Consider the following 26,365-nt stretch of genomic DNA (forward strand, 5'->3'; position numbering starts at 1 on the left):
AGGCGTGTCATGAAGCTGACGGTCTGGACATACGAAGGGCCGCCCCATGTCGGCGCGATGCGTGTCGCAACTGCGATGAAGGGCCTGCACTACGTGCTGCACGCCCCGCAGGGCGATACCTATGCCGATCTGTTGTTCACCATGATCGAGCGACGCAACCACCGCCCGCCGGTCACCTACACCACGTTTCAGGCGCGCGATCTGGGTGCCGACACGGCCAACCTGTTCAAGTCCGCCTGCCAGGAAGCCGTCGATCGGTTCGATCCGCAGGCGATCATCGTCGGCGCCTCCTGCACAGCCGAACTGATCCAGGACGATCCCGGCGGCATGGCCGAGACGATGGATCTGGGCATCCCGGTGATCCCGCTGGAGCTGCCGTCCTATCAGCGCAAGGAAAACTTCGGTGCGGACGAGACGTTCTACCAGATCGTCAAGGCGCTGTCGCAGCCGCAGGACAAGACGCCCCGCATCACCTGCAATCTCCTCGGGCCGACGGCGCTGGGCTTTCGCGCCCGCGACAATATCGAAGAGATCACCGGCCTTCTTGCCGATCTGGGGATCGAGGTGAACGTCGTGGCCCCCTTCGACGCCACGCCTGATGACATCGCGCGCCTGCCGGCTGCGCATTTCAACGTTCTGCTCTACCCCGAAACTGGCGAGGCTGCGGCCCGCTGGCTCGAAAAGACGCACGGACAGCCCTATACCAAGACGCTCCCCATCGGCGTCGGCGCGACCCGCGATTTCGTGGCCGAGATCGCGGCGATCACCGGCCGGGATCTCAAGGCCGATGAAAGCCGCCTTCGCCTTCCCTGGTGGTCGTCGTCGGTCGACTCGACCTATCTGACCGGCAAGCGCGTGTTCTTGTTCGGCGATGGCAGCCACGTCATGGCTATGGCCCGCGTCGCCCGCGACGAGATGGGTTTCGAGGTTGTGGGGATGGGTTGCTACAACCGCGAGATGGCCCGGCCGCTGCGCGCGCTGGCCCGTGAATACGGCGTCGAGGCGTTGATCACCGACGATTACCTCGAGGTTGAGCAGACGATCGAGGCCGTGGCGCCGGAGATGATCCTCGGCACCCAGATGGAGCGTCACATCGGCAAACGCCTTGGCATTCCCTGCGCCGTGATCTCCGCCCCCGTGCATGTGCAGGATTTCCCGGCCCGCTATTCCCCGGTCATGGGGTTCGAGGGCGCGAATGTCCTGTTCGATACGCTCATCCATCCGCTGGTCATGGGTCTGGAAGAGCATCTTCTGACGATGTTCCGCGAGGATTTCGAGTTTCACGACGACGCCGGCCCCTCGCATCACGGCGGCAAGGCGACCGCGCGCAAGGACCCGTCCGAGACCGTCGAGGCCCCTGTCGCCGCGACCGTCGCGCCGGCACCCGAAAGCACGTTCGAGATCGTCTGGCTGAACGACGCCGAGCGCGAGTTGAAGAAGATCCCCTTCTTCGTGCGCGGCAAGGCGCGCCGAAACACCGAAGCATTCGCTGCCGAAAAGGGCCTGCAGGAAATCTCGATCGACACGCTTTATGAGGCAAAGGCACATTATGCGCGATGAGGTGATGCATAAACCTTATCGCGTGGCGATCGTCACGCTCGACAGCCACGCGGCTGGGCCGGTCGCGCGCGTCGCGCCGCGCCTTGCCGCCGAGTTCCCCGGTCTCGAGGTCGAGGTTCATGCAGCTGGTGAATGGTCCGACTGCCCCGGTGCCCGCGAGGCCGCCCAGGCCGCTGTCGCGCGTGCCGATCTGATCGTCGCGAACCTTCTGTTCCTCGAAGAGCATCTCGACGCCATCGTTCCCACGATCGAGGCTCGCCGCGACAGCTGCGATGCGGTGGTTGGGCTGATCTCGGACTCCAAGGTCGTCAAGCTGACCCGGATGGGCGATCTTGACATGGGCAAGCCGCAATCCTCGGCGATGCGCATTCTCAAGTCGCTGCGCGGCGCGTCCAAACCCTCGGCGGCCTCTGGCGAAAAGCAGATGAAGATGCTGCGCCGCCTGCCAAAGATCCTTCGGCTGATCCCGGGCAAGGCGCAGGACCTGCGGGCCTGGTTCCTGTCGATGCAGTACTGGCTCAGCGGGTCGGACGAGAACGTCGAACAGATGTTGCGGTTCCTCTTGTCCCGCTACGCGAGCCGGACCGACTGGATGCCGTCCAAGGCCGCCGCCCCGATCGATTACCCGGAGCTGGGCCTCTATCATCCCGATCTGCCCGGTCACCACATCACCACCGATCCCGCCGACATCCCCGGCCCCGAGGCGCCGGTCGGAACCATCGGGCTCCTGATGCTGCGGTCGTATATCCTTGCCGGGGATACGGCCCATTACGACGCGGTCATTCGGGCGTTCGAGGCCAAGGGCCTGCGGGTCCTGCCCGCCTTCGCCGGCGGTCTGAACGGCAAGCCGGCGATCGACGAATTCTTCATGGGTCAGATCGATACGATGGTGTCGCTTACCGGGTTCAGCCTGATCGGCGGTCCGGCCTATAATGACAGCGATACGGCTGTCGCGATGCTCAAGGCGCTTGATGTGCCGTATCTCGCCGCCCAGCCTCTGGAATTCCAGACACTGGGCCAGTGGTCGGCCTGCGGTCAGGGTCTTGGTCCGATCGAAACGACCATGCTGATCGCCCTGCCCGAGCTTGATGGTGCGACGAACCCGACGGTCTTTGCCGGACGGCACGGTGCCGACGGCTGCAAGGGCTGTCACAACGGTTGCACAGGATCATCCGATCACAAGGCGATGGCGCCCTGCACCGAACGGATCGAAAGCCTTGCTGAAAAGGCGCTGCGCATGGCGCGTCTGCGCCGCAAGCGCAATGCCGACAAGAAGCTGGGGATCGTTCTTTTCGGCTTCCCGCCCAATGCGGGGGCTGTCGGCACGGCGGCCTATCTCAGTGTCTTTGAATCGCTCTTCAACACGCTTCATCGCCTGAAAAGAGAGGGCTATGATCTCGAGCCGCCGGAAACGGTGGATGAATTGCGCACCATCGTCCTGAAGGGCAATGCCGCGCAGTTCGGGCAAGAGGCCAATGTCGCCGATCACGTCAGCGCCGAGGATATCGTCCGCGGCACACCGCCCCTCAAGGCGATCGAGGCGGTCTGGGGGCCGGCACCGGGCCGCATCCAGTCTGACGGACGGGGCGTGTTCATCCTCGGCGCGCATTTCGGCAAGGTCTTTGTCGGTGTGCAGCCCACCTTCGGCTACGAGGGCGATCCGATGCGCCTTCTGTTCGAGAGGGGCTTTGCGCCCACCCACGCCTTCGCCACGTTCTATCTCTGGCTGCGCAACCGGTTTCAGGCCGATGCCGTGCTGCATTTCGGTATGCATGGCGCGCTGGAATTCATGCCGGGCAAGCAGGCCGGTCTGGGTGCGCGCGATTGGCCTGACAGGCTGATCGGCGAGATGCCGAACGTCTATCTCTATGCCGCCAACAACCCGTCCGAGGCGACGCTGGCCAAGCGCCGGTCCGGTGCCATCACCATCACGCACCTGACCCCGCCGCTTCAGAAGGCTGGCCTCTACAAGGGCCTGGCGGAACTGAAAGACACGCTGACCCGCTACCGCAGCCTGAAGTCCGGCGATCCCGAACGTGCCGAACTTGAAGACCTGATCTCGGTTCAGGCCGAAGCCGTCGATCTGGCAGGCCACGCCGCCGACGACCTGTGGCAACTGGTGCAAGAGACCGAGGGTGCCCTGATCCCCGACGGCCTGCACATCATGGGCCGGCCGATGGACGCGGCCAAGCGGGCCGAGTTCCTCGACATGATGGAATTCGAGACCGAAGGCGCACGTGCCGAGGCCGAGGCGCATCTGGCGTCGGATGCCGAATTGACCGGCCTGATGAAGGCCCTGTCGGCCCGGTATGTTGCGCCGGTTCCGGGCGGCGACATCATCCGCGCGCCCCAGATCCTGCCCACCGGCCGCAATATCCATGCCTTCGATCCGTTCCGGATGCCGACCGCCTATGCCATGGCCGATGGCGCCCGGCAGGCGAACGCGCTTCTGGCGACGCACAAGAAGATGCCGCGCTCCATCGCGCTGGTCCTGTGGGGGTCCGACAGCATCAAGTCAGATGGCGGCCCGGTTGCACAGGCGCTGAGCCTGATGGGCGCCGTCCCGCGCTTTGACAGCTATGGCCGGCTGTGCGGTGCCGATCTTGTTCCGCTGGAAGAGCTGGGCCGGCCGCGCATCGACGTGATCATGACGCTGTCCGGCATCTTCCGCGATCTTCTGCCGTTGCAGACCCGGATGCTGGCCGAAGCGGCGCTGAAGGCGGCGCAGGCAGACGAGCCCGCCGAGATGAACTTCATCCGCGCCCATGCGCTTGTTTATGCGGCCGAGATGGGATGCAGCCTCGAAGAGGCGTCGCTCAGGGTCTTCTCGAATGCCGAAGGCGCCTATGGCTCGAACGTCAACCAGCTGGTCGACAGCTCGGCCTTTGGCGACGAGGATGAACTGGCCGATGCCTATCAGGCGCGCAAGAGCTTTGCCTATTCCGCCTCTGGCAGTGTGCAGGCCAATCCTGGTCTTCTGGAAAAGACTCTTCGCGACGTCGACATCGCCTATCAGAACCTCGAATCCGTCGAGCTGGGCGTCACGACCGTCGATCATTACTTCGACACGCTGGGCGGCATCGCCCGCGCCGTGAAACGGGCCAAGGGCGGCCAGTCTGCCGCGGTCTATATCGGCGATCAGACCCGCGGCGGAAACAAGGTCCGGACGCTGGCGGAACAGGTCTCTCTCGAGACCCGGTCGCGCAGCCTCAACCCGCGCTTCTACGAGGCCCTGCTTGAACACGGCCACGAAGGCGTTCGCCAGATCGAGGCGCAGATCACCAACACGATGGGCTGGTCGGCCACGACCGGCGAGGTTCAGCCCTGGGTCTATCAGCGGCTGAGCGAGACTTTCGTCCTTGATCAGGGGATGCGCGACAGGTTGTCGGCGCTCAATCCCCAGGCGTCGATGCGGATGGCCAACCGGCTGCTCGAGGCATCGGACCGCGATTACTGGACCCCCGACGAGGCGACCCTTGCCGCTTTGCAGGACGCCGCAGACGCAATCGAAGACCGGATGGAAGGAGTTGCCGCCGAATGACGACGTTCGACGCTCGCCCTTCGGGCATCGCCCCGCCCGCCGCCCCATTGGCGCCCAAGACTGACAGGGCCCTCGCCCAAACCGAAAGGAGGCTCGCATGAGCCCGAGAGACGAAGTTCCGAACCTGAAAGGCCTTGACGGAGAAGGCTCGGTTCAGGTGCATCAGGACCCGGAGATGAAGATCGAAGGGGCCAAGGTCTTTTCCGTCTACGGGAAGGGCGGGATCGGGAAATCGACAACCTCGTCCAACCTGTCTGCGGCCTTTGCCAGCATGGGAAAGCGCGTTCTTCAGATCGGCTGTGATCCGAAACATGACAGCACCTTCACCCTGACTGGCCAGTTGCAGCCCACCGTGATCGACATCCTCAAGGAGGTCGATTTCCATTCCGAGGAACTGCGGCCCGAGGATTTCGTGACCGAAGGCTGGGGCGGTGTTCAATGCGTCGAGGCCGGCGGTCCGCCTGCGGGCACCGGGTGCGGCGGATATGTCGTGGGTCAGACGGTGAAGCTTCTCAAGCAGCATCACATGCTCGAGGAGACCGACGTCGTCATCTTCGATGTTCTCGGCGATGTCGTCTGCGGTGGCTTTGCCGCCCCGCTTCAGCATGCCGACCGCGCCGTGATCGTCACCGCGAACGATTTCGACAGCATTTATGCCATGAACCGGATCATCGCCGCGGTTCAGGCCAAATCGGCCAATTACAAGGTCCGGCTGGCGGGCTGCGTTGCCAACCGGTCCCGCGATACCGACGAGGTTGATCGCTACTGCGAAAAGGTCGGGTTCAACCGCATCGCGCATATGCCCGATTTCGACGCCATCCGCCGGTCACGCCTCAAGAAGAAGACACTCTTCGAGATGCCCGACGAGGAAGACATCCTGACGGCACGCGCCGAATATGTCCGCCTGGCCGAAAGCCTCTGGCGCGGCTCCGATCCGCTGATGCCGGAATCCCTGCCGGATCGGGAAATCTTTGAACTGCTGGGGTTTGACTGAGAATGACCGCCTATTCCGCCACGCGTGACAGGGTCGAACATTATTTCGACCGCAGCGCCACCAAGGTCTGGGAGCGTCTGACTTCGGACGCCCCCGTGTCGGGTGTGCGCGCGACCGTTCGGGCGGGCCGCGACCGGATGCGCGATCTGATGCTGGCACAGTTGCCGGCCGATCTGTCGGGCGCCCGGGTTCTGGACGCCGGTTGCGGCACGGGTGCGATGGCTGTCGCGCTTGCCGAACGCGGGGCCGAGGTCACGGCGATCGATATCTCGCCCGCGCTGATCGAGATCGCCCGCGACAGGGTGCCTGCCAATGTTGCGCAGCGGATCGATTTTCGTTCGGGCGACATGACGGATGCGGCGCTGGGCCGGTTCGATCATGCGCTGGCGATGGATTCGATGATCTATTACGGGCCCGAAGATATTGCCGGCATCGTGAGCGCGATCGCGCCGCGACTGTCGGGCAAGTTCGTCTTCACCTTGCCGCCAAAGACCACGCTTCTGATGGCGATGTGGCGTCTGGGCAAGCTGTTTCCGCGCTCTGACAGATCACCGGTCATGGTTCCGCACAGCTCCCGCGGTGTGGCGCAGGCGCTGCGCGCCGCCGGTCTTCCCGGCCGCCTGAGCGAGATCGACCGGGTCACATCGGGTTTCTACATCTCGACGGCACTTTGCTACGAGGAGAATCAGTCGTGATCTTCAAGGCCAACTTCCTCAAGACGCTGACCATGCGCACCCTGCCTTTTGCGGATGCCGCAAGCGAGGGACTGCCGATCGGGCAATTGCTGCGTCTGTCGCTGTTCCAGATCAGTGTCGGCATGGCGACGGTGCTGCTCCTGGGTACCTTGAACCGCGTCATGATCGTCGAGCTTTCGCTCAGCGCCATGATCGTCGCCGCGATGATCGCGATTCCGGTTCTGGTGGCGCCGTTCCGCGCGCTTCTGGGGTTCCGGTCCGATACATATCGCTCCGCCATCGGGTGGAAGCGCGTTCCCTATCTGTGGTTCGGCACGCTCTATCAGTTTGGCGGGCTCGCCATCATGCCGATGGCGCTTCTGGTGCTGTCGGGTGACCGGACACTGGATGCCGGCTGGGCCGGTCAGGTGGGGGCCGCGCTGGCCTTCCTGCTGACAGGCCTTGGCATGCACATGACGCAGACCGCCGGTCTTGCCCTTGCGGCCGACCGCGCCGACGAAGAGACCCGTCCCAAGGTCGTGGCGCTGCTTTATGTCATGTTCCTGATCGGCATGGCCCTGTCTGCCATCGTGATCGGCACGCTCTTGCGCGATTTCTCGGCGCTGCGGCTGGTGCAGGTTGTTCAGGGTACGGCAGTCGTGACGATTTCGCTCAACCTGATCGCCCTGTGGAAGCAGGAAAAGATGTCTCCGATGAGCCGCGCCGAACGCGAGGCACCGCGCCCGCTGTTCCGCGATGCCTGGCGGGACTTCGCCGCCGGTGGTGATGCCGGTCGTCTGGTTGTTGTCGTCCTCTTGGGGACGATGGCGTTCAACATGCAGGATGTGCTGCTCGAACCCTACGGGGGCGAGATCCTGGGAATGTCGGTGTCGTCCACCACGCTACTGACCGCGATGTGGGCCGGCGGCGCGCTTCTGGGGTTTGGCCTTGCCGCCAAGTGGCTGTCGCAAGGGATCAACGTCTACCGGATGGGCGCGCGCGGGATCCTCGTGGGTCTTGCCGCCTTCTCCGCCGTCATCTTCGCAGCACCGATCGGTTCACCCGCGCTGTTCTTTACGGGTGCGTTCCTGATCGGAATGGGCGGCGGCCTGTTTTCCGTGGCCACGCTGACAGCGGCCATGACGATGCCCACCCGCGGTGCCGCGGGCCGGGGCCTTGCCCTTGGTGCATGGGGGGCCGCGCAGGCCACCGGCGCTGGGCTTTCGATCTTCATCGGGGGCACGATCCGTGACCTCGTGAATCACGCCGCCGGGAACGGCGTGCTCGGAGAGGCGCTCGCCACGCCTGCCACCGGCTACTCGGTCGTCTATCACACCGAGATCGGCCTTTTGTTCATCACACTCATCGTGCTCGGTCCGCTCGCGCGGCATCGGGCGCGTCGCCACGAGGATTCGGCAGGGCTTCGGCTCACCGAATTCCCGACCTGATCCAAGGAGGAACACACCATGGTCGGTACAACATTCTTCGGCGATTTCGATCTGGCGAGCGCTGCGATCTGGCTCTTCTGGATCTTTTTCGCCGGGCTGATCTACTACATCCAGACTGAAAACATGCGTGAAGGCTATCCGCTTCAGGACGATGACGGAAACCTCGCGCCGAACCAGGGCCCGTTTCCCGTTCCCAAGCCCAAGACGTTCAAGCTGCCCCACGGGCGCGGCGAACTGACCGTCCCTAGCGAAGAGAACGAGGCCGCACATGCACGGACCGATCTCGCGCTCGAGCGCACGGCCAAGTCGGCAGGTTCGCCTTACGAGCCCACCGGTGATCCGATGGTTGACGGCGTCGGCCCGGCTGCCTGGGCGCCGCGCCGCGACGAGCCCGAGCTTGATGGCCACGGCCATGTGAAGATCCGCCCGCTTTCCCAGCTTGAGGACTTCAAGGTTTCGGCCGGTCGTGACCCGCGCGGACTTGCCGTCGTTGCCGGCGACAAGGAAGTCGTCGGCCGCGTGGTCGATATGCTGGTCGACGTGCCCGAGAGCCTTGTCCGGTTCCTCGTGATGGACCTCAATCCCGAGGGCAACGGTCAGCACCGGATCATCCCGATCAACATGTGCCGGATCAAATCCGACCGTGTCGCTGTCCGGTCGCTCTATGGGCACAATTTCGAAGGGATCCCGCAGCCGAAATCCGCGGATCAGATCACCCTTCTCGAAGAAGAAAAGATCATGGCCTGGTTTGCCGGTGGGACGCTGTTCGCCGATCCCGCGCGTCGCGCGACCCAGCTCTAAGACTGCAAGGCGGGGCCGGTCAGCCACTGGCCCCGCATGACAACCCGAACCGGGAGAGACGACATGAGCCACCACGACGATTTCAACTTTGAGCCGGTCAGGGGATTGCCGGGCAAGCTTCCGGAGGACGAACATATCCTCTGGCAAGGCAGCCCCAATCCCCGGCGGCTTGCACGCGAGGCCCTTGGCCTGCGCTGGGTGGCCGGCTATTTCGCGGTTCTCACGATCTGGCGCGTCGGTGTGTCCAGCGCCGAATTCACGCTTGCCGAGTCGATCATGCACGCGGTGCCGTTCGTTCTGGCCGGCGTCATTGCCTGCGCGATCCTTTACGGCATTGCCTATGTGCAGGCCCGCTCGACCGTTTATACCCTGACGAACAAACGGGTCGCGATGCGGATCGGCGCCGCCCTGACGATGACGCTGAACCTGCCCTACGTCTGCATCGGCACTGCCAAGCTTGATGCGCGCAAGGATGGCACCGGCACCATCGCGATGGAACTGATCGGCGACGACCGGCTCAGCTATCTGATGACCTGGCCCCATGTTCGGCCGTGGTACATGGCCCGGACCCAGCCTGCGCTGCGCTGCATCCCCGATGCCGAGAAGGTGGCCGGCATCCTTGCCGACGCCGCCGAAACGCGGATCAACCAGCCCCAAGTCGCGAAAGTCTCGACGCCTGCCAATGGCAGTGCCGTGGCCGCCGAATAACCGGGAGACAGATCAATGACAGATCTTCAGCAACAAATGCGGAACCGGGACAAGGAAATGGTCCCGCGTATCCTGGTTCAGGCCATGTTCGGCCTGATGATCGCCTCGGTCGCGCTGGTCGCGTTCGCCCAGCTGACCGATCGCCCGCAGGTGGGTGTCCTCATCGAGGCCCCGATCGTTCAGGAACGGTCGATCCACCTTTCGGGCGACCGGACGGGCAACTACGTCGCAACCGACGCGCTGACCGGCGAGGTTCTGGTCAACTCGGCCCAGAACAAGAACGGTTTCGTCGGCGTGATCGGCCGCGTGATGGATCGCGAAAGGATGCTGCACAACGTCTCTTCGTCCGAGCCGTTTCGCATCGTTCTGCGCGACAACGGGCATATCGCCATTATCGACGACAGCACTGACAACGTGATCGAGCTTATCGGCTATGGGGCGGACAACGTCGCCTCCTTTGCCCGGCTTATGAACTAGGACCCAAGGTCCGGCCTCGCCAGCCGGATCCAGCATGAAAGGGAACACATCATGGGACTGATTACCAAGGAAACGGAGACCGCGCCCTGCACGGTCACCATCAGCCATCGCTTCGAGGAGCTATCGGCGCATGTCCGGTTCGATGACGGCACCGTCATCCACCCCGGGGATACCGTTCTGGTCGAAGGACCGGAGATCATGGCGCCCTATGGCGAGATCGTAGAAGAAAAGCGGCTTGCCCGGATCACCCGCGCCAGCCGTCTCGAGCAGCTTTGGACACGGGCCACCGGAGATTTCGAGTTCATGGAACTTTGCGAATTCTCATTCTCCGGGGAGGCACTGTCATGAACATGCAATCCTCGACCCATTCCGCCGACGCCGCGACCGCCGAAGAGGGTCTTGCCGCGCAGAACATGTCGGCGCCCGTCGACAGCAAAGCGGCCACCGCCGTCGCGATGCAGAACACGCTTCTGACGCCGCGGTTCTATACCACCGATTTCGACGAGATGGATGCCATCGACGTCAGCCCCGTCCGCGAAGACTGGGACAAGCTGATCGCTGCGATGAAGGCCGATCCCAATAAGGGCCACTTCAAGAAGAACGAAGACTGGGATCACATCGACTGGGACGGGATGGACCCGGAACTGCGCGGTGAATTCATCGACTTCCTGATCTCGAGCTGCACCGCCGAATTCTCGGGCTGCGTCCTCTATAAGGAGATGAAGCGCCGGGGATCGAATTCCGACATCACGACCCTGTTCCAGCTGATGGCCCGCGACGAGGCCCGGCATGCCGGTTTCATCAACGATGCGCTGCGCGAGGCAGGGATCGCCGTGAATCTCGGGTTTCTCACGCAGGCGAAGAAGTACACCTACTTCCGGCCGAAGTTCATCTATTACGCGACCTATCTGTCCGAAAAGATCGGCTATGCGCGGTATATCACCATCTATCGCCATCTCGAGGCCAATCCCGAGCTTCGGTTCCACCCGATCTTCAAGTGGTTCAAGGAATGGTGCAACGACGAGTTCAGCCATGGCGAAGCGTTCGCCCTGCTGATGAAGACCGATCCCAAGCTGACCACCGGCGTCAACAAGCTGTGGATCAAGTTCTTCTTGACGGCTGTCTTCTCCACCATGTGGGTGCGCGATCACCAGCGCCCGGCCTTCCACAAGGCGCTTGGCGTCGATCCGGTGTGGTATGGTCAGGAGGTCTTCCGCAAGACATCCGAGATCAGCCGCCAGGTGTTTCCGCTGACGCTGGACATCGACCATCCGCGCTGGCGGCGCGGGCTCGACCGGCTGGAGGCCGCCAACCGTCAGATCACCGCGGCCAAGAAGGCCGGTGGCGTGGCCGGGAAGCTGTCGCAGCTGGCCGGATCGGCCAAGGCGGGCCTTGCCTTCCTGTCGCTTCTGACGATCCCGTCGGTCAAGAACGACGTTCCCGTCGATACGCGTCTGGAACCGGCATATTGACCCAGCGTGCCATCATAGGATGCCGGCATGACGCCGCGAAAACGGGAGGGGCTTTGACATGACCTCTCCGTGGATCGCGGCGGCATTGGCGGTGTTCGTATGGTGGTTCGCCACGGGGGTGATCCTCGTGGCGGTGCGCTGGGCCGACAGACAGGCGGACGGCCGTCAGAACGCGGCCCATGGGCTCGCGCTTTTTGGTGCGGTCCCGCTTCTGGCCCTCGGGGCTGCGGGGGTCATTGCCTCACTCAATGATCCGGGGCTGGGCGGTGTCTATGCCGGGTTCCTTGGTGCGCTGGCCATCTGGGGCTGGATCGAGATGGCCTTCCTGACGGGGATCATCACAGGCCCGGAACGAGAGGATTGCCCCCCCGGTCTGACCGGCGCTGCGCGATTCTTCCGGGCGTGGAACACCGTGGCCCATCACGAGATCGCCCTGACGCTTGGCCTTCTGGCGATCGTGGTGGTCAGCGCGTCGGATACCGGCGGCACCGCGCTCTGGACCTATCTGGTGCTCTACGTGGCGCGCATCTCGGCGAAGCTGAACCTGTTTCTCGGCGCCCCCCGGATAAATCTGGAATTCGTCCCGGCCCGGCTCGTTCATCTGAAAAGCTATTTCCGCCGTGGTCCCGTAACGCTGATGTTCCCGGCGTCGATCACGGCGCTGACTTTTGCGGTCGGCTGTTTCACGGAACGGCTGATCGCTGCCGACACCGTTGCGAACCAGGTGCATTTCATGCTGCTGGCGGTCCTCTCCGGACTCGCGCTCCTTGAACACTGGCTGATGGTGGTGCCGCTGCCTGATGCGAAACTCTGGCGCTGGATGCTTCCTTCGCCCAAAACAATCCGAGAAGACGAAGGACAAAAAGATGGACTTTGATGCCCTATTCAACGAGCAACTCGACAGGCTCAAAGCCGATGGCAACTATCGCTATTTCGCCGAGCTGGAGCGCAAGTGTGGCAAGTTTCCCCGCGCGGCAAGCCACGACGACAACGGTGTGCGCGACGTCACCGTCTGGTGTTCCAACGATTATCTCGGAATGGGCCAGCATCCCAAGGTAATCGACGCGATGTGCGAGGCGGTGCGCAATTCCGGCACCGGTGCCGGTGGCACGCGCAACATCTCGGGCACCAATCACGATCACCTGCGGCTCGAAGAAGAGCTGGCCGACCTGCACGGCAAGGAGGCGGCCCTTCTGTTCACCTCGGGCTACGTGTCGAACTGGTCGGCTTTGTCCTGCCTCGGGTCGCGGCTCGAGAATTGCGTGATCCTGTCGGATTCGGGAAACCACGCCTCGATGATCGAGGGCATCCGCCATTCCAAGGCGCACAAGATCATCTGGAAGCATAATGACGTCGCCGACTTGCGGTCGCATCTGGCGCGTCTGCCTGCCGATATCCCCAAGATCGTCGCCTTCGAGTCGGTCTATTCGATGGATGGCGACATCGCGCCGATCCGCGAGATCGTCGAGGCCGCCGAGGAATTCGGCGCCATGACCTATATCGACGAGGTTCACGCGGTGGGCATGTATGGCCCGCGCGGTGGCGGCGTCGCCGAGCGCGAAGGGCTGATGGACCGGATCACCCTGATCGAGGGCACGCTGGGCAAGGCCTATGGCTGCGTCGGCGGATACATCACCGGATCGGCCGCATTGTGCGATTTCATCCGCTCGTTCGCCAGCGGGTTCATCTTTACCACGGCGCTTCCGCCGGCTGTCGCCGTCGCGGCCCGGACCTCGATCGCGCATCTGAAATCCAGTGAAATGGAACGTGCCGGTCAGCGGAGGCAGGTCGCACGCCTTCGTGCGGCACTCGACCGTGAAGGCATCCCGCACATGAAGAACGACAGCCATATCGTTCCGGTCATGATCGGCGATCCGGTCAAGACCCGGATGCTGGCCGATTACCTGATGGATCAATGGGGCATCTACGTGCAGCCGATCAACTATCCGACCGTCCCCAAGGGCACGGAGCGGCTGCGATTCACTCCGTCCCCGTTGCATACGGATGAGGATATCGATTACCTCGTCTCGGCCCTCAGCGTTCTGTGGCGACAATGTGCACTTGCGCATGCCGTCGCATAAGATCGGCAAGAATTCGTTCAAAATAAAGTGCTATGGGCTTTACCCTGCCACTGCGCCTTCTATGTTGGAGAGGACTGGGGCTTTCGGTCGTACCAGAAAATGAAAGGGAGAGACCTATGAAACATTTCGGATTTGCAGCCGCCTTGGCGCTGCTCTCCGCACCGGCCTTTGCCGGCGGTCATGCCTCCGGCGATGCAGCTGCCGGTGAGGAAGCTTTCAACCGCCAGTGTGTCGCGTGCCACGTCGTCGTGAACGACGCAGGCGAAACGCTTGCCGGTCGCAACGCCCAAACGGGCCCGAACCTCTACAACGTCACCGCTCGCGGCATCGGCACGGTCGAGGATTTCCGCTACTCCGACGGGCTCGTCGAGCTGGGTGAAGCGGGCGAGATGTGGACCGAGGAGCACTTCGTCGGCTACGTTCAGGACCCGACCGGCTGGCTGCGCGAAACGCTCGACGATCGTCGCGCCCGCGGCAAGATGGCCTTCCAGGTTCGCAGCGAAGAAGATGCGCTGAACCTTTATGCCTACCTCGCCACGTTCGAGGCTGCCGAGTAATCGTCTCGGACAAGACATTCAAAAGGGGCCACCGGATATCCGGCGGCCCCTTTTTCGTTTCAGCGGGACATGCGCCGGATCACCCGAAATGCCGGTGCTGCCAGCGCGATGACGAGCGAGATGCGGATGATGTGGATCGTCGAGACATAGACAACGTCCTGGCCCATCGCCAGCGCCAGAAGGCTCATCTCGGTCAGCCCGCCCGGCGATAGCGCAAGAAAGCTCAGTTCCAGCGGATCACCCGACATCACGCTCAGCCCCAGCGCAAAGACAATGGCCACACCGATCATGACCAGCGTTGAGCCGCCCCCCAGAAGAACCTCGCGCCCGATCTCCTGAACTGTCGCCCCAAGAAACCGGCAGCCGACGACAGTCCCCACGACGATCTGTGCCACGATCACAAGGATCGTGGGCGGAGCCACGTGAACCAGCCCGACACCATGCGCCACGCCGCTCAGGATCATCGGTCCCACGATCTGCGGCGCCGGCATGTCAAGCCGTGTCGCCAGCGGCGCGCCGATCGCGGCACAGGCCCCGAGGATGATCCAGTCCGAAGGGGTCAGCAGCGTCAGGGGAACGAACCGCCCACCGGACCCGGAATCCGACTCCACCCCAAGGAAGAACCCGTAGAACAGAACAACGAAGGTAATCACCACGAGAATCCGCGTGGCATGGGCCAATGCGATCCTTCGGGAATTTCCGCCTGCCTGTTCGCCGAGGATCATCATGTCGTTCAGACCGCCCGGCATTGCGCAGAAGAAGGCCGTGACCGGATCGAACCGACCAAGATATCGATAGACGACGTAGGATGCCGCCGCCGAAACCGCGAGAAACGGCACCAGCAGCACGAGCGCGGGCCAGAATTCCAGCATGCGTTGGAGGATGTCCGAGGTCACCCCCGATCCCAGCATGACGCCGATGACGGGGATCACGAATGGCCGGAGCTTGTTGGGCCCACGGATCGGCGCGCCGGCGACTGCCCCGACGGTCGTTCCTATCATCGCGCCCAGAAGCCACGGCAGGGGCAAACCGGTAAACGAGGCCGCCAGTCCGGACACCGACCCGAGCCCCAGGGCAAGCACCTGGCTGACAAGTGGCCTTGGCTGGCTCACGCCGATGAGGCCTTGTCCTGCCCGGCAGGGACCGACCTGCCCAGATGTTCCTCACCCCGGGTGCGCGCCAGTACGATCTGGCGCTGCCGTTCGCGAAACCGGGCCTTGTCGGCCTCGGTGGTCTCGTCGTGGCAGCGGTGGCAGGATACGCCCTCTTCGAAGGTGTTTCTGTCCCTGTCTTCGGGCCGGAGCGGTCGGCGACAGGCATGGCACAACATGTGCTCTCCCTCCCGCAGGCCGTGGCCCACGGACACGCGTCCGTCGAACACGAAACATTCGCCGTTCCACAGGCTTCGTTCTTCGGGCACCTCTTCGAGGTATTTCAGGATACCGCCCTTGAGGTGGTAGACCTCTTCCACCCCTTTCGAGAGCAGGAAGTTCGTCGACTTCTCGCACCGGATGCCGCCGGTGCAGAACATCGCGATCTTCTTGCCGCGAAAGGTGTCGGCGTTGCGGTCCCACCATTCGGGAAATTCGCCGAAGCTGCTGGTTTGCGGATCGATCGCGCCCCGAAACGTTCCGATCTCGACTTCGTAATCGTTGCGTGTGTCGATGACGGCGACATCTGGATCGCTGATCAAGTCGTTCCAGTCGGCAGAATCGACATAATGCCCGGTGCCCGCGCGCGGATCGACGGTCGGGACGCCCATCGTCACGATCTCTTTCTTCAGGCGCACCCGCAACCTGCCGAATGGCCGTTCGCTCGCGTGGCTTGTCTTCCAGTCCAGCCCGTCACAGCCGGGCAGGGCGGCAAGCCATGCCATCATGCCGTCGATGCTGTCCTCTTCGCCCGCGATGGTGCCGTTCAGCCCTTCGGTGGCCACAAGAATTGTGCCGAGGATCTGCCTCGCCCGCGCTGCCGCTTCGATCTTTTGGCGAATGGCGGCGGGATCCCCGATGGGGGTAAAGTGATAAAAGGCAGAAACTTTGAACATGTCCCGCAGATACGCCCAGCCGGTCAGGCTGTGCAAGGGTGGTCAGGTCTGGGCGGTGGCCAGAGCAAGGCCGGCGATGATCGCGGTAAAGGCATTTCCCCGTTCGATCCGGGCCGCGGGAAGCGCTTCGGCGACGGCGTCGGAGACCCCGTTCATGAGGCTCGATCCGCCGACAAGGACAACGCGGCCAACCTCATCCCGATCGATCCCGGCCTCTTCGATGCAGGTCAGGGCCGCCGTGGCGATCTCGGAGGCGCCTATCGACAGGGATCTCGCCATCGCCTGCCCACTGAGGGGGGCCGACAGGGATCGCTCGACCATTCCAAGGTCGATCGACGTGTCAGCCTCGCTGCCGTTCGCAGCGATCTTGCCGCGTTCGACGGCGAACGCCACGTCATGGCCCAGTTCATCCTCGAGAACTGTCGCAAGGCGGCGCATCTTGTCCGGCTCCACTGCGACCTTGACCATCCGCGCCACATCCCGCCGGGTTTGGGGAGAATACAGAAACGGGATGCGGGCCCATGTCGAAAGATCGTGAAAGATCGCATTGGGTGCGGCGTGCCGCGCGGGCCCCATTTCCGCGCGCAGATCCGTTCCTTTCCCCAGCAATGGCATCACATGATCAAGGCTGAGGGACCTGTCAAAATCCGTTCCGCCCAGCCGGATGCCGTGGCTTGCGAGGATACTGAATCCGCCGTCGGTTCGCCGAAAGACCGAGAAATCCGACGTCCCGCCTCCGATATCCACGATCAGCGCTGTCCCCGGTTCATCTCCGGCCACCGCCAGCGCCGCGGCCTCGGGCTCGAACATGAAGGTGATCTCGTCAAACCCGGCCTCGCGCAAACAAGCCTCGAGATCCTCTTCGGCGCGGGCATTGCGCGCTGCGTCACGATGATGAAACCGGACGGGCCGTCCGGCGCGAATGCGGTGCAACGGCTGGCCGGTGGCGACTTCGGCGCGATGCCGGATCTTGGCGATGAATTCCGTCACGATCTCCGACAGGGTGCGCCTTTCGTTCAGGAACTGCCGTTTTTCATGGAACAGCGGTGTTCCCAAAACGCTCTTGAGGGCGCGCATGAAGCGCCCCTCCTGACCACTGACAAGGGCCGCGATCGCGGCCTCGCCCAAAAGCATCTCGCGGCTGTCGAAATCGAGAAAGATTGCGCTGGGCAGCGTCTCGGACGCGGACTCGAGCGGGATGATCCGTGCCTTGCCATCCTCTAGGATGGCGGCCGCGGAATTCGAGGTTCCGAAATCGAGGGCGAGGATCGGATCGGGCATGGTGTGCGGCTCCGGCAGGGAAGGCGCGGGGATAGGTCGACCGGAGGCGCTGGTCAACACCGGTGAACCGCTTGCCACGATGACGGTCGGATGGAATACCTTGAAGGACAAATCTCGGAGGCCGGAATGACGCATGCGCTGTTGGTGATCGATGTCCAGAACGACTTCTGCCCGGGAGGCGCGTTGGCCGTTCCCGACGGCGACAGCATCGTGCCGGGGATCAATTCGCTCATGGCGGACGCCCCGGCCGTTATCCTGACGCAGGACTGGCACCCGGCGGGCCATTCGTCATTTGCCTCGGCGCATCCCGGCAAATCGCCGATGGAACTGACCGAGATGCCCTATGGGCCTCAGGTCCTCTGGCCGGATCACTGCATACAGGGCAGCCCCGGTGCCGCCTTTCATTCCGATCTGCATATCGATCGCGCCGATTTGATCATCCGGAAAGGTTTCAACCCGGCAATCGACAGCTATTCCGCCTTTTTCGAAAATGACCGGACCACGCCAACGGGTCTTGAAGGATATCTCAGAACCCGGGGGATCGAAACTCTCACGCTGGTCGGCCTCGCGACGGATTTCTGCGTCAACTACTCTGCCCTTGATGCCGCGCGCCTCGGGTTTCAGGTCACTGTCCGGACCGATCTGTGCCGCGCGATCGACTTTGACGGATCGCTTGATGCGGCGCTCGACGGAATGCGGAATTCCGGCATCACTCTCGCCTGACTGGCGCCCGGCGCCTCGAGGATTGACGACACAATTCCCGGTTCCGCGCCGGGACGGTGCAATCGGGATCGACGGGATTTGCCTTCCGCCGACACGGGGCATCATGCCGCGATCAGAAAGATGTGAGGCCTTTCCGGCGGAAATCGCCCCGATTTTTCAGTTGTGCCGGAAATCCTTGCAGACCCGCCGGATGTCGGTCATCCGTTTGGGAATGAGCCGAATTGCCATCAAAGAAACGATTAAATCGTAAGCGTTTGGGCAAAAAATTGGCGCTTGTCGCGCTGCATTCCTAAACCAGCCGAATCCTATATCGAACCATATCTGGGCCGGGATGCAACCGGAAATACCCGGGATTTTGGGTAGATACCTGCGAACGTTCGTGTTTTCATAAGGAGCGTTTGCGGTTTACCGCTTAAATTCGGGAAACGCCGAGGTCACTCCTTCGGCGAAGAAGTACCAAAAAAAGGTCAGGAGGACTCATGACCAGAAAAGATCAAATCCTTATCGACAAGCTAGCCGACGAAGCCCGCAAGGGCCGCATCTCTCGTCGAAGCTTCATGAACTATTCGGTGGCTGCCGGTCTGTCGACGTCTGCTGCGACGGGTTTGTGGACGACACAAGCAGCGGCACAGCCAAGTCGGGGTGGCACGTTCCGCTGGGGTATCCATGACGGCAATACGTCCGACACCCATGATCCAGGCACCTACGTGACCCGGACGATGATCTTCCTCGGCCACACCCATCGTTCCTATATGACGATGATCAACGGCGACGGCTCGCTCGGGCCCGACATTGCCGACAGCTGGGAAGCATCGGCCGACGCATCCGAGTGGACGTTCGAGCTTAACCGGAACGCCAGTTTCCATTCCGGCCGGCCTGTCACCGCCGATGACGTGATCGCGTCCTTCAACCACCACCGCGGCGAGGGCACCACCTCGGCGGCAGCAGCGCTCCTGTCGGACGTCGAGGACATCGTCAAGGACGGCGATCACACCGTCCGCTTTGTCCTGGCGGGTGGCAATGCCGACCTGCCGTGGCTGATGACCGACTATCACTTTGCGATCTGCCCGGCGAATGACGATGGCACGATCGACTGGCAGTCCGGCGACGGCTCTGGCCCCTACAAGATCGAGGACGGCCAGTTCGGTGTCCGCTTCTACCTGACGCGGCATGAAGGCTGGCACGGTGAAGGCGCCTATTTCGACGCGGTCGAGATGATCACGCTGAACGACCCGAACGCACGCCAGACAGCGCTTCTGACCGGCGACGTCGATGCCGTGTCGCTGATCGAGCTGCGGACCATGTCGCTTCTGGCGCGTGATCCGAACATCACGATCCACAACATCCCGTCCGCCGGTGCGATCACGATGCCGATGCATTGCGATACTGCGCCGTTTGACAACCCGGATGTGCGCAACGCGCTCAAGCTGTCGATCGACCGCGATGACATCATCGAGAAAATCACCTTCGGCGCCGCGACCAAGGCGAACGATTTCCACCATTCGCCCGCCCAGCCCTATTGGCCCGACGATATCCCGCAGCGGGAATATGATCCGGATCAGGCCAAGTCGCTTCTGGCCCGTGCCGGCATGGAAGGCCTGACGGTCAACCTGTCGACCGCCGATAGCGTTTATGCCGGTGCTGTCGACATGGCCGTTCTTTATGCCGAACATGCCAAGGCTGCCGGGATCAACATCAACGTCGTGCGGGAGCCGAACGACGGTTACTACTCCGATGTCTGGCTGGTGAAGCCCTTCACGCTGGTTTCCTGGGGTGCGCGTCCGACGCCGGACGTCATGTACACGCTGGCCTACAAGTCCGACGCGGCCTGGAACGAAAGCCGGTGGCAGAACGAGCGGTTCAATGAACTGCTGATCCAGGCGAAGGCGGAACTGGACGACACCCGTCGCGCCGAGATGTATCGCGAAATGGGCATGCTTGCCCGTGATGACGGCGGCACCGTCATCCCGTTCTTCAACAACTTCGTCTATGCCAACCGCTCCAACGTCGGCACGCCCGACCAGTTGGCTGCGAGCTGGGAGAACGACGGTGCTCGTGCCGCCAGCCGCTGGTGGTTCACGTCGTAACAGACCCATGACGGGGCGCATCGCTCCGGCAAGATCACGGCGCATCCCTTCGGGGGTGCGCCAATCGCGCAACCGCGGCGTGACAAGAACAACATCGCGGTAAGAATAAACAGCGCAGGCGGCTTGGCCGACCCTGCGAGAGCTGGAGGGCGACATGGGGGACATCCTGTCATTGGTGCTCAAGCGATTGGGCTACGGCCTGATTACCTTGCTTGTGATCTCCGTTATTATCTTTTTCATGGTGGAACTGCTTCCGGGCGATATTGCGCAAGCGGTTCTGGGGCAAGGCGCGACAGAGGAAAACCTCGCCGCCTTGCGCGAACAGATGGGTCTGAACGACCCCGCCCCGGTCCGATATTTCGAATGGCTCCTTGGCGCCATTCAGGGTGACTTCGGGGCCTCCATCATCTCGGGCGAGCGCGTGTCGTCGGTGATCGGAGAACGGTTCATGAATACGCTGTTCCTCGCGGCCTATGCCGCGGTGATCGCTGTTCCCTTCGCGATCACGCTGGGGATCATCGTTGCACTTCTGCGCAACACGCTTTTCGACCGGGTGGCCAACGTCCTGACGCTGACCTCGATTTCCAGCCCGGAATTCTTTCTGGGCTACATCCTGATCCTGTATTTCTCGGTCAAGTGGGGCATGTTCCCGGCGATCGCGAGCCTCAGTCAGGACATGACCATCATGGAGCTGCTTGAGCGCACGTTCCTGCCGGCGCTGACGCTGGTTCTGGTCGTGACGGCGCACATGATGCGCATGACAAGGGCGGCGATCATCAACCTTCTCGCCTCTCCCTATATCGAGATGGCCCGCCTCAAGGGCACGCCACCGTGGAAGGTGATCGTTCGGCACGCGCTTCCGAATGCCTGGGCCCCGATCATCAACGTCGTGGCGCTGAACCTCGCTTACCTGATCACGGGTGTCGTCCTCGTCGAGGTGGTGTTCGTCTATCCCGGCATCGGACAGGCGCTTGTCGACGCGGTGTCGAAGCGCGACTTCCCGATCGTTCAGGCCTGCTGCCTGATCTTCGCCGGGACATTCATCCTTCTGAACCTTGCTGCCGATGTCGGCGCAATTCTGACAAACCCGCGCCTGCGGCATCCGAAGTAAGGGAACAGAGATATGAGCGTTTTCGTAATCACCTACTTCGGTCTTCTGATCGCGACATCCTGTGCCGCGGCCTACTGGAACCAGAGGGGGCCGTTTCTCACCCTTTTCAGCCTGACCCTCGTGTCCTTTGTTCTGGGCATCGTGGGCGGGGCTGGCGCACTTAGGTTCGTGGCAATCGCCGCGGGCATGATCGCCTTTGCGGCCGGCATTTCCTATGCCTTCCGCGAGTTCCTCGTGCTGATCACGTCTCACAACCTGTCGAAAGAGATCAAGACGGCGCCCCTGACCGCTTCTTTCGGGATGTTTGTCATCTTCACCTACGCGGTCGCCGGCATCTTTGCGCCTTGGATCGCGCCCTATGGCGAATCCGAGGTCATCTCTTCGGCCTTTGCCCCAGCGGATGAAAACATGCTTCTGGGCGCGGATCAGCTTGGCAGGGACATGTTCAGCCGGATCATCTATGGCGCGCGAAACACCGTCGGCCTTGCCCTTCTGGCTACGGTCGCGGCGTTCCTGATGGGTGCGTTTGCCGGCCTGCTGGCCGCCACGAAGGGGGGCTGGTTCGACCAGGTCCTTGGGCGGATCGCAGATATCATCATGTCGATCCCTTCGCTGATCTTCGCGCTCCTGATGCTGTCGATCTTCGGGCCGCAGGTCATCGTGATCATCGTCGCGGTTGCGATCATCTATGCGCCGAGGGTTTTTCGCCTGACGCGCGCCGTGGCCGGCAACGTTGTCGTCATGGATTACATCGAGGCCGCGAAACTGCGCGGTGAGAAGACATGGTATCTGATCCGCAGGGAAATCCTTCCCAACTCGACGGCCCCGCTGATCGCCGAATTCGGGTTGGAATTCTGCTTTGTCTTCCTGCTTGTCGCCGGTCTTTCGTTCCTTGGCCTTGGTGTCCAGCCGCCCACGGCGGACTGGGGATCGATGGTGCGGGAGAATGCGACGCTGATCTCGTTCGGTGAGATTACCCCGCTCATCCCGGCGGCGGCCATCGCGCTGCTGACGGTTGCGGTCAACTTTGTCGTCGACTGGATGCTGTTCCGGTCCTCTGGTCTGAAGGAGCAATAAGAATGGCTGACAAGAAGAAATCCGTCCTGCTCGAAATCAAGGACCTCAAGATCGAGGGCTATACCGGCGAAGAGTGGGTTCCGATCATCAAGGGCGTCGACCTCACCCTGCACAAGGGTGAGGTGATGGGCCTGATCGGGGAGTCGGGGGCCGGCAAATCGACGATCGGCGCCGCCGCCATGGGCTATGCCCGTGACGGGACCCGGATATCCGGCGGCTCGATCGAGTTCGACGGGATGGAGCTGACGACCGCCTCGGAATCCGAAAGGCGCGCCCTGCGCGGCAAGCGGATCGCCTATGTCGCGCAATCGGCGGCGGCGTCGTTCAACCCGGCGCACAAGATCATCGATCAGCATACTGAGGCACCCCTTCACTACCGCATCCAGAAACGGCTGGAGGCGCAGGAAGACGCGATGGAGCTGTATGAACGGCTCCGTCTGCCTAACCCCAAGGAGATCGGGTTCCGTTATCCGCACCAGGTTTCGGGTGGTCAGCTTCAGCGCGCGATGACGGCCATGGCCATGGCGTGTCGTCCGGACCTGATCATCTTTGACGAGCCCACGACCGCGCTGGACGTGACGACCCAGATCGAGGTTCTCGCGGCGATCCGCGACATCGTCGATCAGTTCGACACCGCCGCGATCTATATTACCCATGACCTTGCCGTCGTCGCGCAGATGGCCGACACGATCAAGGTCCTGCTCAAGGGGGATGAAGTCGAAGAAGCCCCGACAGAGGAAATGCTGTCGAACCCGAAAGAGGATTACACCAAGTCTCTCTGGGCGGTGCGCAGTTTCCAAAGGCCGCAAAAGGCGCGTCCGAAGGATGCCACCCCCCTGATCTCGGTGCAGAATGTTGACGCGGCCTATACCGGCGGGGTCAAGGTTCTCGATGACGTGTCGTTCGACATTTACGAAGGCATGACAGTCGCCGTCGTGGGCGAATCCGGGTCAGGCAAATCAACGACCGCACGGGTGATCACCGGGCTTCTGCCTCCGTCGAACGGGCAGGTCCTGTTCAAGGGGGAGCCCTTGCCGGCCAGCTATCTGGACAGATCAAAGGATCAGCTGCGCCAGTCGCAGATGATCTACCAGATGGCCGATACGGCGCTGAACCCGAAGGTGCGGATCGCTGATATCATCGGGCGTCCGGCCCAGTTCTACTCCGGTCTGGAGGGCGCCGCTCTCAAGGCGCGGGTCGACGAACTGCTCGATCTGATCGAGCTCGAGCCGTCGCAATACTACAACCGCTATCCGCCGGAATTGTCGGGCGGCCAGAAGCAGCGGATCGGGATCGCGCGGGCCTTGGCCGCCGAGCCCACCTTCATCATCTGCGACGAGGTTACCTCGGCATTGGACCAGCTGGTGGCCGAAGGAATCCTCAGGCTGCTGGACCGGCTTCAGAACGAACTGAACCTTGCCTACATGTTCATCACCCACGACCTTGCGACGGTCAGGTCGATCGCCGACGAGGTGGTCGTGATGCAACACGGCAAGGTCGTCGAACAGGGTCCGAAGGACGTGATGTTCAAGCCGCCGCACCATCCCTACACGGACCTGCTTCTCAGCTCCGTGCCAGAAATGGACCCGAACTGGCTGACCACGCTTCTCGAGGAGCGCGGCGTCGACAATGTCGGTGAATCTGCGGATGTGTGATCTTCGCTAGCGCGGAGTATCGGAAATCGAGGGGCCCCCGGAAGATTTTTCGGGGGCTTCCTGCTTTCAGACGACCCCGTATGCCGTGCCGAGCATCGTGCCGACAAGCAGGGCATACATGACCAGAAGACCGGGCAGATTGCCCCGGCGGACGCGCATTTCGTATTCGCGGATCAGACTGTCTTTGGTCAACATAGCACCCTCGCGCCAGCAGAAAATCTGAGCGTCTGTTTGACTGCTCTACTGATCCGGCACCTAAGCCGGTCAATTGAGTCGTTCAAGGATGGAATTTCCAAAATCAATGCAATTTTTGCATGGCAGATCAGACCTGTGTTCATAGCTGTGACGGACTGTTCAGAACGCGACATCCGGCTGTCGAAAATAGGAAATTCGGGGCTGCGACGTGCGCGGGATCGCCCAACGTTTTAGGTGCGAACGCGCAAGATTCATCTGCGGATCACGTCGCAAGACGGTGACATGATCCTTGTCGCATGCGCCATGGAAGGGGTTACCATTGCCAACCAGGTCACGAATGCACGATTCTTCGGGCACACGGCTCACGAGGATGTGGCCGATCACGTGATCCGCGCCTTGAACACGACGGTTGCAGGTCGATCGCGTCGGGTTGGAGATGCGGAGCCTTCTCCTGCCCCCCCGGGACGGCGGATGCGATCCGGCCCGGTGCGCCGGGCTGCGACTGGCAGGATGGCTCGGGGATCGTCGACTACTTCATCTTGAACACCGTTCTTCTGACACAGACAGGTGCCGAGGTGCTCACCCGCCAGACACCCGAAACCCTGATCCTGCGCTGAGGGGACGCGCCTTTCGACTGGTGGTCGCGGCCGAATTGTCGGATGACTCACCCAAACATGCCGATAGGGGGAGGACACATGACCGATCTGCATTTCGCCGAAAGCCTGTCACGGCTTGGCACCGAATCCGCGTTTGTCGTTCTTGCCCGTGCCGGACAGCTGGCCGCCGAGGGGCGTGACATCATCAACCTTGGCATCGGACAGCCCGATTTCCGCACGCCGGAACATATCGTGGAGGCGGGGGTCAAGGCGCTGCGCGATGGCCATCACGGATATACGCCGGCCAACGGCCTGCCCGTCCTGCGCGAGGCGGTCGCCGCCGATCTGAACACGCGTCACGGCGTCGAGGTGAATCCCGACAACGTCGTGGTCGTGCCCGGTGGCAAACCGACGATGTTTTTTGCCGTCATGATGTTCGGGGAGCCGGGCGCCGAGATCATGTATCCGAACCCGGGGTTCCCGATCTACGAATCGGTCATCCGCTATTCCGGCGCGACGCCCGTGCCGATCGCCCTGAAAGAAGAGAACGGCTTTGCCTTCTCTGCCGAAGAGGTTCTGGCACAGATCACGCCCCGCACCCGGCTGATCATCATAAATTCGCCCGCGAACCCGACCGGTGGCGTCACCCCGAAAGACGAGATCGACAAATTCGTCGCGGGCCTTGCCGATCATCCGCATGTGGCCGTCATGTCCGACGAGATCTATTCCCAGATGCTCTACGGCGGGCGCGATCATGTCTCGCTCCTGCAATATCCCGAGATCCGGGATCGTCTCATCATGCTCGATGGCTGGTCGAAGACCTATGCCATGACAGGGTGGCGGCTGGGCTATGCTGTCTGGCCCGATGCCTGCGTCGATCATGTGACCCGGCTGTGTATCAACGATCATTCCTGTGTGAATGCATCCGCCCAATACGCCGGGCTTGCGGCGCTGACCGGCCCGCAGGACGAGGTCCGCGACATGGTGGCCCAATTCGACAAGCGGCGAGAGATCATCGTGCGCGAGCTGAACTCGCTTCCCGGCGTGCGCTGTGCCGATGCGGCGGGTGCCTTCTATGCCTTTCCCAATATTGAATGCACCGGCATGACGGCGATGGAGGCGCAGAACCGGTTCCTTGACGAGGCGGGTGTCGCCACCGTGGCAGGCACGTCCTTTGGTCGCTTTGGCGAGGGATATGTCCGGTTTTCCTATGCCAACTCGGCCGAGAACATCCTGCGCGCGATCGAGAGGATAAGGGCAATCCTCTGACACAGCGCAGA

24 protein-coding genes are annotated in these 26,365 nt (G+C 62.5%); 19 read left to right on the plus strand and 5 right to left on the minus strand.

Going from position 1 to position 26,365, the window contains the following annotated elements; all coding sequences use genetic code 11:
* The first annotated feature begins 9 nt into the window (after positions 1-9).
* The 13 genes from bchB to EP376_RS11460 all read left to right on the plus strand — a co-directional run bounded on the left by bchB (position 10) and on the right by EP376_RS11460 (position 14,313).
* Positions 10-1,560, plus strand: a complete 1,551-nt coding sequence (gene bchB, locus EP376_RS11400; RefSeq protein ID WP_127655646.1) for a ferredoxin:protochlorophyllide reductase (ATP-dependent) subunit B — start codon at positions 10-12, stop codon at positions 1,558-1,560.
* On the plus strand, positions 1,550-5,101 hold the full coding sequence (locus EP376_RS11405) for a magnesium chelatase subunit H (RefSeq protein ID WP_127655647.1): 3,552 nt from the start codon (positions 1,550-1,552) through the stop codon (positions 5,099-5,101). Before bchB ends, EP376_RS11405 begins: the two co-directional genes overlap by 11 nt.
* A 97-nt stretch (positions 5,102-5,198) precedes the next feature.
* Complete coding sequence (gene bchL / locus EP376_RS11410; protein WP_127655648.1) at positions 5,199-6,095, plus strand: ferredoxin:protochlorophyllide reductase (ATP-dependent) iron-sulfur ATP-binding protein; 897 nt, start codon at positions 5,199-5,201, stop codon at positions 6,093-6,095.
* Positions 6,096-6,097: 2 nt separating this feature from the next.
* Positions 6,098-6,790, plus strand: coding sequence for a magnesium protoporphyrin IX methyltransferase (gene bchM / locus EP376_RS11415; RefSeq protein ID WP_127655649.1), 693 nt, complete (start codon positions 6,098-6,100; stop codon positions 6,788-6,790).
* On the plus strand, positions 6,787-8,217 hold the full coding sequence (locus tag EP376_RS11420) for a PucC family protein (protein WP_127655650.1): 1,431 nt from the start codon (positions 6,787-6,789) through the stop codon (positions 8,215-8,217). Before bchM ends, EP376_RS11420 begins: the two co-directional genes overlap by 4 nt.
* A gap of 18 nt (positions 8,218-8,235) precedes the next feature.
* Entirely contained in the window at positions 8,236-9,018 is a 783-nt protein-coding gene (gene puhA / locus EP376_RS11425) for a photosynthetic reaction center subunit H (RefSeq protein WP_127655651.1), read from the plus strand.
* A gap of 63 nt (positions 9,019-9,081) precedes the next feature.
* On the plus strand, positions 9,082-9,726 hold the full coding sequence (gene puhB, locus EP376_RS11430) for a photosynthetic complex putative assembly protein PuhB (protein WP_127655652.1): 645 nt from the start codon (positions 9,082-9,084) through the stop codon (positions 9,724-9,726).
* Between the two features lie 57 nt (positions 9,727-9,783).
* Positions 9,784-10,203 (plus strand): photosynthetic complex assembly protein PuhC, encoded by a 420-nt coding sequence (gene puhC / locus EP376_RS11435; RefSeq protein ID WP_238928857.1) that lies wholly within the window; start codon positions 9,784-9,786, stop codon positions 10,201-10,203.
* 51 nt (positions 10,204-10,254) lie between these two features.
* A complete protein-coding gene (locus tag EP376_RS11440) occupies positions 10,255-10,551 on the plus strand; it encodes an LbetaH domain-containing protein (RefSeq protein WP_127655654.1) in 297 nt (98 codons plus the stop codon).
* On the plus strand, positions 10,548-11,675 hold the full coding sequence (acsF, locus tag EP376_RS11445; protein WP_127655655.1) for a magnesium-protoporphyrin IX monomethyl ester (oxidative) cyclase: 1,128 nt from the start codon (positions 10,548-10,550) through the stop codon (positions 11,673-11,675). Before EP376_RS11440 ends, acsF begins: the two co-directional genes overlap by 4 nt.
* A 58-nt stretch (positions 11,676-11,733) precedes the next feature.
* Entirely contained in the window at positions 11,734-12,552 is an 819-nt protein-coding gene (puhE, locus tag EP376_RS11450) for a putative photosynthetic complex assembly protein PuhE (protein WP_127655656.1), read from the plus strand.
* Positions 12,542-13,756 carry a 5-aminolevulinate synthase gene (gene hemA, locus EP376_RS11455; protein WP_127655657.1) on the plus strand — a complete coding sequence of 405 codons (1,215 nt, stop codon included), beginning with the start codon at positions 12,542-12,544 and terminating at the stop codon, positions 13,754-13,756. The genes puhE and hemA overlap by 11 nt, the downstream gene beginning before the upstream one ends.
* Positions 13,757-13,872: 116 nt before the next feature.
* Positions 13,873-14,313 carry a c-type cytochrome gene (locus EP376_RS11460; RefSeq protein ID WP_127655658.1) on the plus strand — a complete coding sequence of 147 codons (441 nt, stop codon included), beginning with the start codon at positions 13,873-13,875 and terminating at the stop codon, positions 14,311-14,313.
* A 59-nt stretch (positions 14,314-14,372) separates the two neighbouring features.
* On the opposite strand, the gene EP376_RS11465 is transcribed toward EP376_RS11460, so the two are convergent.
* The 3 genes from EP376_RS11465 to EP376_RS11475 are packed head-to-tail and all read right to left on the minus strand — an operon-like array spanning position 14,373 to position 17,641.
* Positions 14,373-15,425: an AbrB family transcriptional regulator gene (locus EP376_RS11465; RefSeq protein WP_127655659.1), complete on the minus strand. Its 1,053-nt coding sequence runs from the start codon at positions 15,423-15,425 to the stop codon at positions 14,373-14,375.
* A complete protein-coding gene (gene trhO, locus EP376_RS11470; protein ID WP_127655660.1) occupies positions 15,422-16,360 on the minus strand; it encodes an oxygen-dependent tRNA uridine(34) hydroxylase TrhO in 939 nt (312 codons plus the stop codon). The genes EP376_RS11465 and trhO overlap by 4 nt, the downstream gene beginning before the upstream one ends.
* Positions 16,361-16,402: 42 nt before the next feature.
* On the minus strand, positions 16,403-17,641 hold the full coding sequence (locus EP376_RS11475) for an Hsp70 family protein (RefSeq protein ID WP_127655661.1): 1,239 nt from the start codon (positions 17,639-17,641) through the stop codon (positions 16,403-16,405).
* Positions 17,642-17,767: 126 nt separating this feature from the next.
* Here EP376_RS11475 and pncA point away from each other — a divergent pair, with 126 nt between their 5' ends.
* The 5 genes from pncA (at position 17,768) to EP376_RS11500 (ending at position 24,294) form a co-directional block, all read left to right on the plus strand.
* Positions 17,768-18,364 (plus strand): bifunctional nicotinamidase/pyrazinamidase, encoded by a 597-nt coding sequence (gene pncA, locus EP376_RS11480; protein ID WP_127655662.1) that lies wholly within the window; start codon positions 17,768-17,770, stop codon positions 18,362-18,364.
* A 479-nt stretch (positions 18,365-18,843) separates the two neighbouring features.
* Positions 18,844-20,451 (plus strand): ABC transporter substrate-binding protein, encoded by a 1,608-nt coding sequence (locus EP376_RS11485; protein WP_127655663.1) that lies wholly within the window; start codon positions 18,844-18,846, stop codon positions 20,449-20,451.
* 154 nt (positions 20,452-20,605) lie between these two features.
* Entirely contained in the window at positions 20,606-21,562 is a 957-nt protein-coding gene (locus tag EP376_RS11490; RefSeq protein WP_127655664.1) for an ABC transporter permease, read from the plus strand.
* Positions 21,563-21,574: 12 nt separating this feature from the next.
* Positions 21,575-22,639 (plus strand): ABC transporter permease, encoded by a 1,065-nt coding sequence (locus EP376_RS11495; protein ID WP_127655665.1) that lies wholly within the window; start codon positions 21,575-21,577, stop codon positions 22,637-22,639.
* A 2-nt stretch (positions 22,640-22,641) separates the two neighbouring features.
* The gene (locus EP376_RS11500) at positions 22,642-24,294 is read left to right on the plus strand and encodes an ABC transporter ATP-binding protein (RefSeq protein WP_127655666.1); all 1,653 of its coding nucleotides are present in this window, start codon (positions 22,642-22,644) and stop codon (positions 24,292-24,294) included.
* 66 nt (positions 24,295-24,360) lie between these two features.
* Here EP376_RS11500 and EP376_RS23520 read toward each other — a convergent pair whose 3' ends face one another.
* Positions 24,361-24,486, minus strand: coding sequence for a hypothetical protein (locus EP376_RS23520; protein WP_255519598.1), 126 nt, complete (start codon positions 24,484-24,486; stop codon positions 24,361-24,363).
* Positions 24,487-24,648: 162 nt separating this feature from the next.
* Entirely contained in the window at positions 24,649-24,873 is a 225-nt protein-coding gene (locus EP376_RS23010) for a hypothetical protein (protein ID WP_164744918.1), read from the minus strand.
* A gap of 311 nt (positions 24,874-25,184) precedes the next feature.
* On the opposite strand from EP376_RS23010, the gene EP376_RS11510 reads away from it, so the two are divergent.
* On the plus strand, positions 25,185-26,354 hold the full coding sequence (locus tag EP376_RS11510; protein WP_127655668.1) for a pyridoxal phosphate-dependent aminotransferase: 1,170 nt from the start codon (positions 25,185-25,187) through the stop codon (positions 26,352-26,354).
* Positions 26,355-26,365: the final 11 nt, after the last annotated feature.

Origin of the sequence: Alexandriicola marinus, from assembly GCF_004000435.1 — a bacterium.
In the GTDB taxonomy this organism is placed as follows: Bacteria; Pseudomonadota; Alphaproteobacteria; order Rhodobacterales; family Rhodobacteraceae; genus Alexandriicola; species Alexandriicola marinus.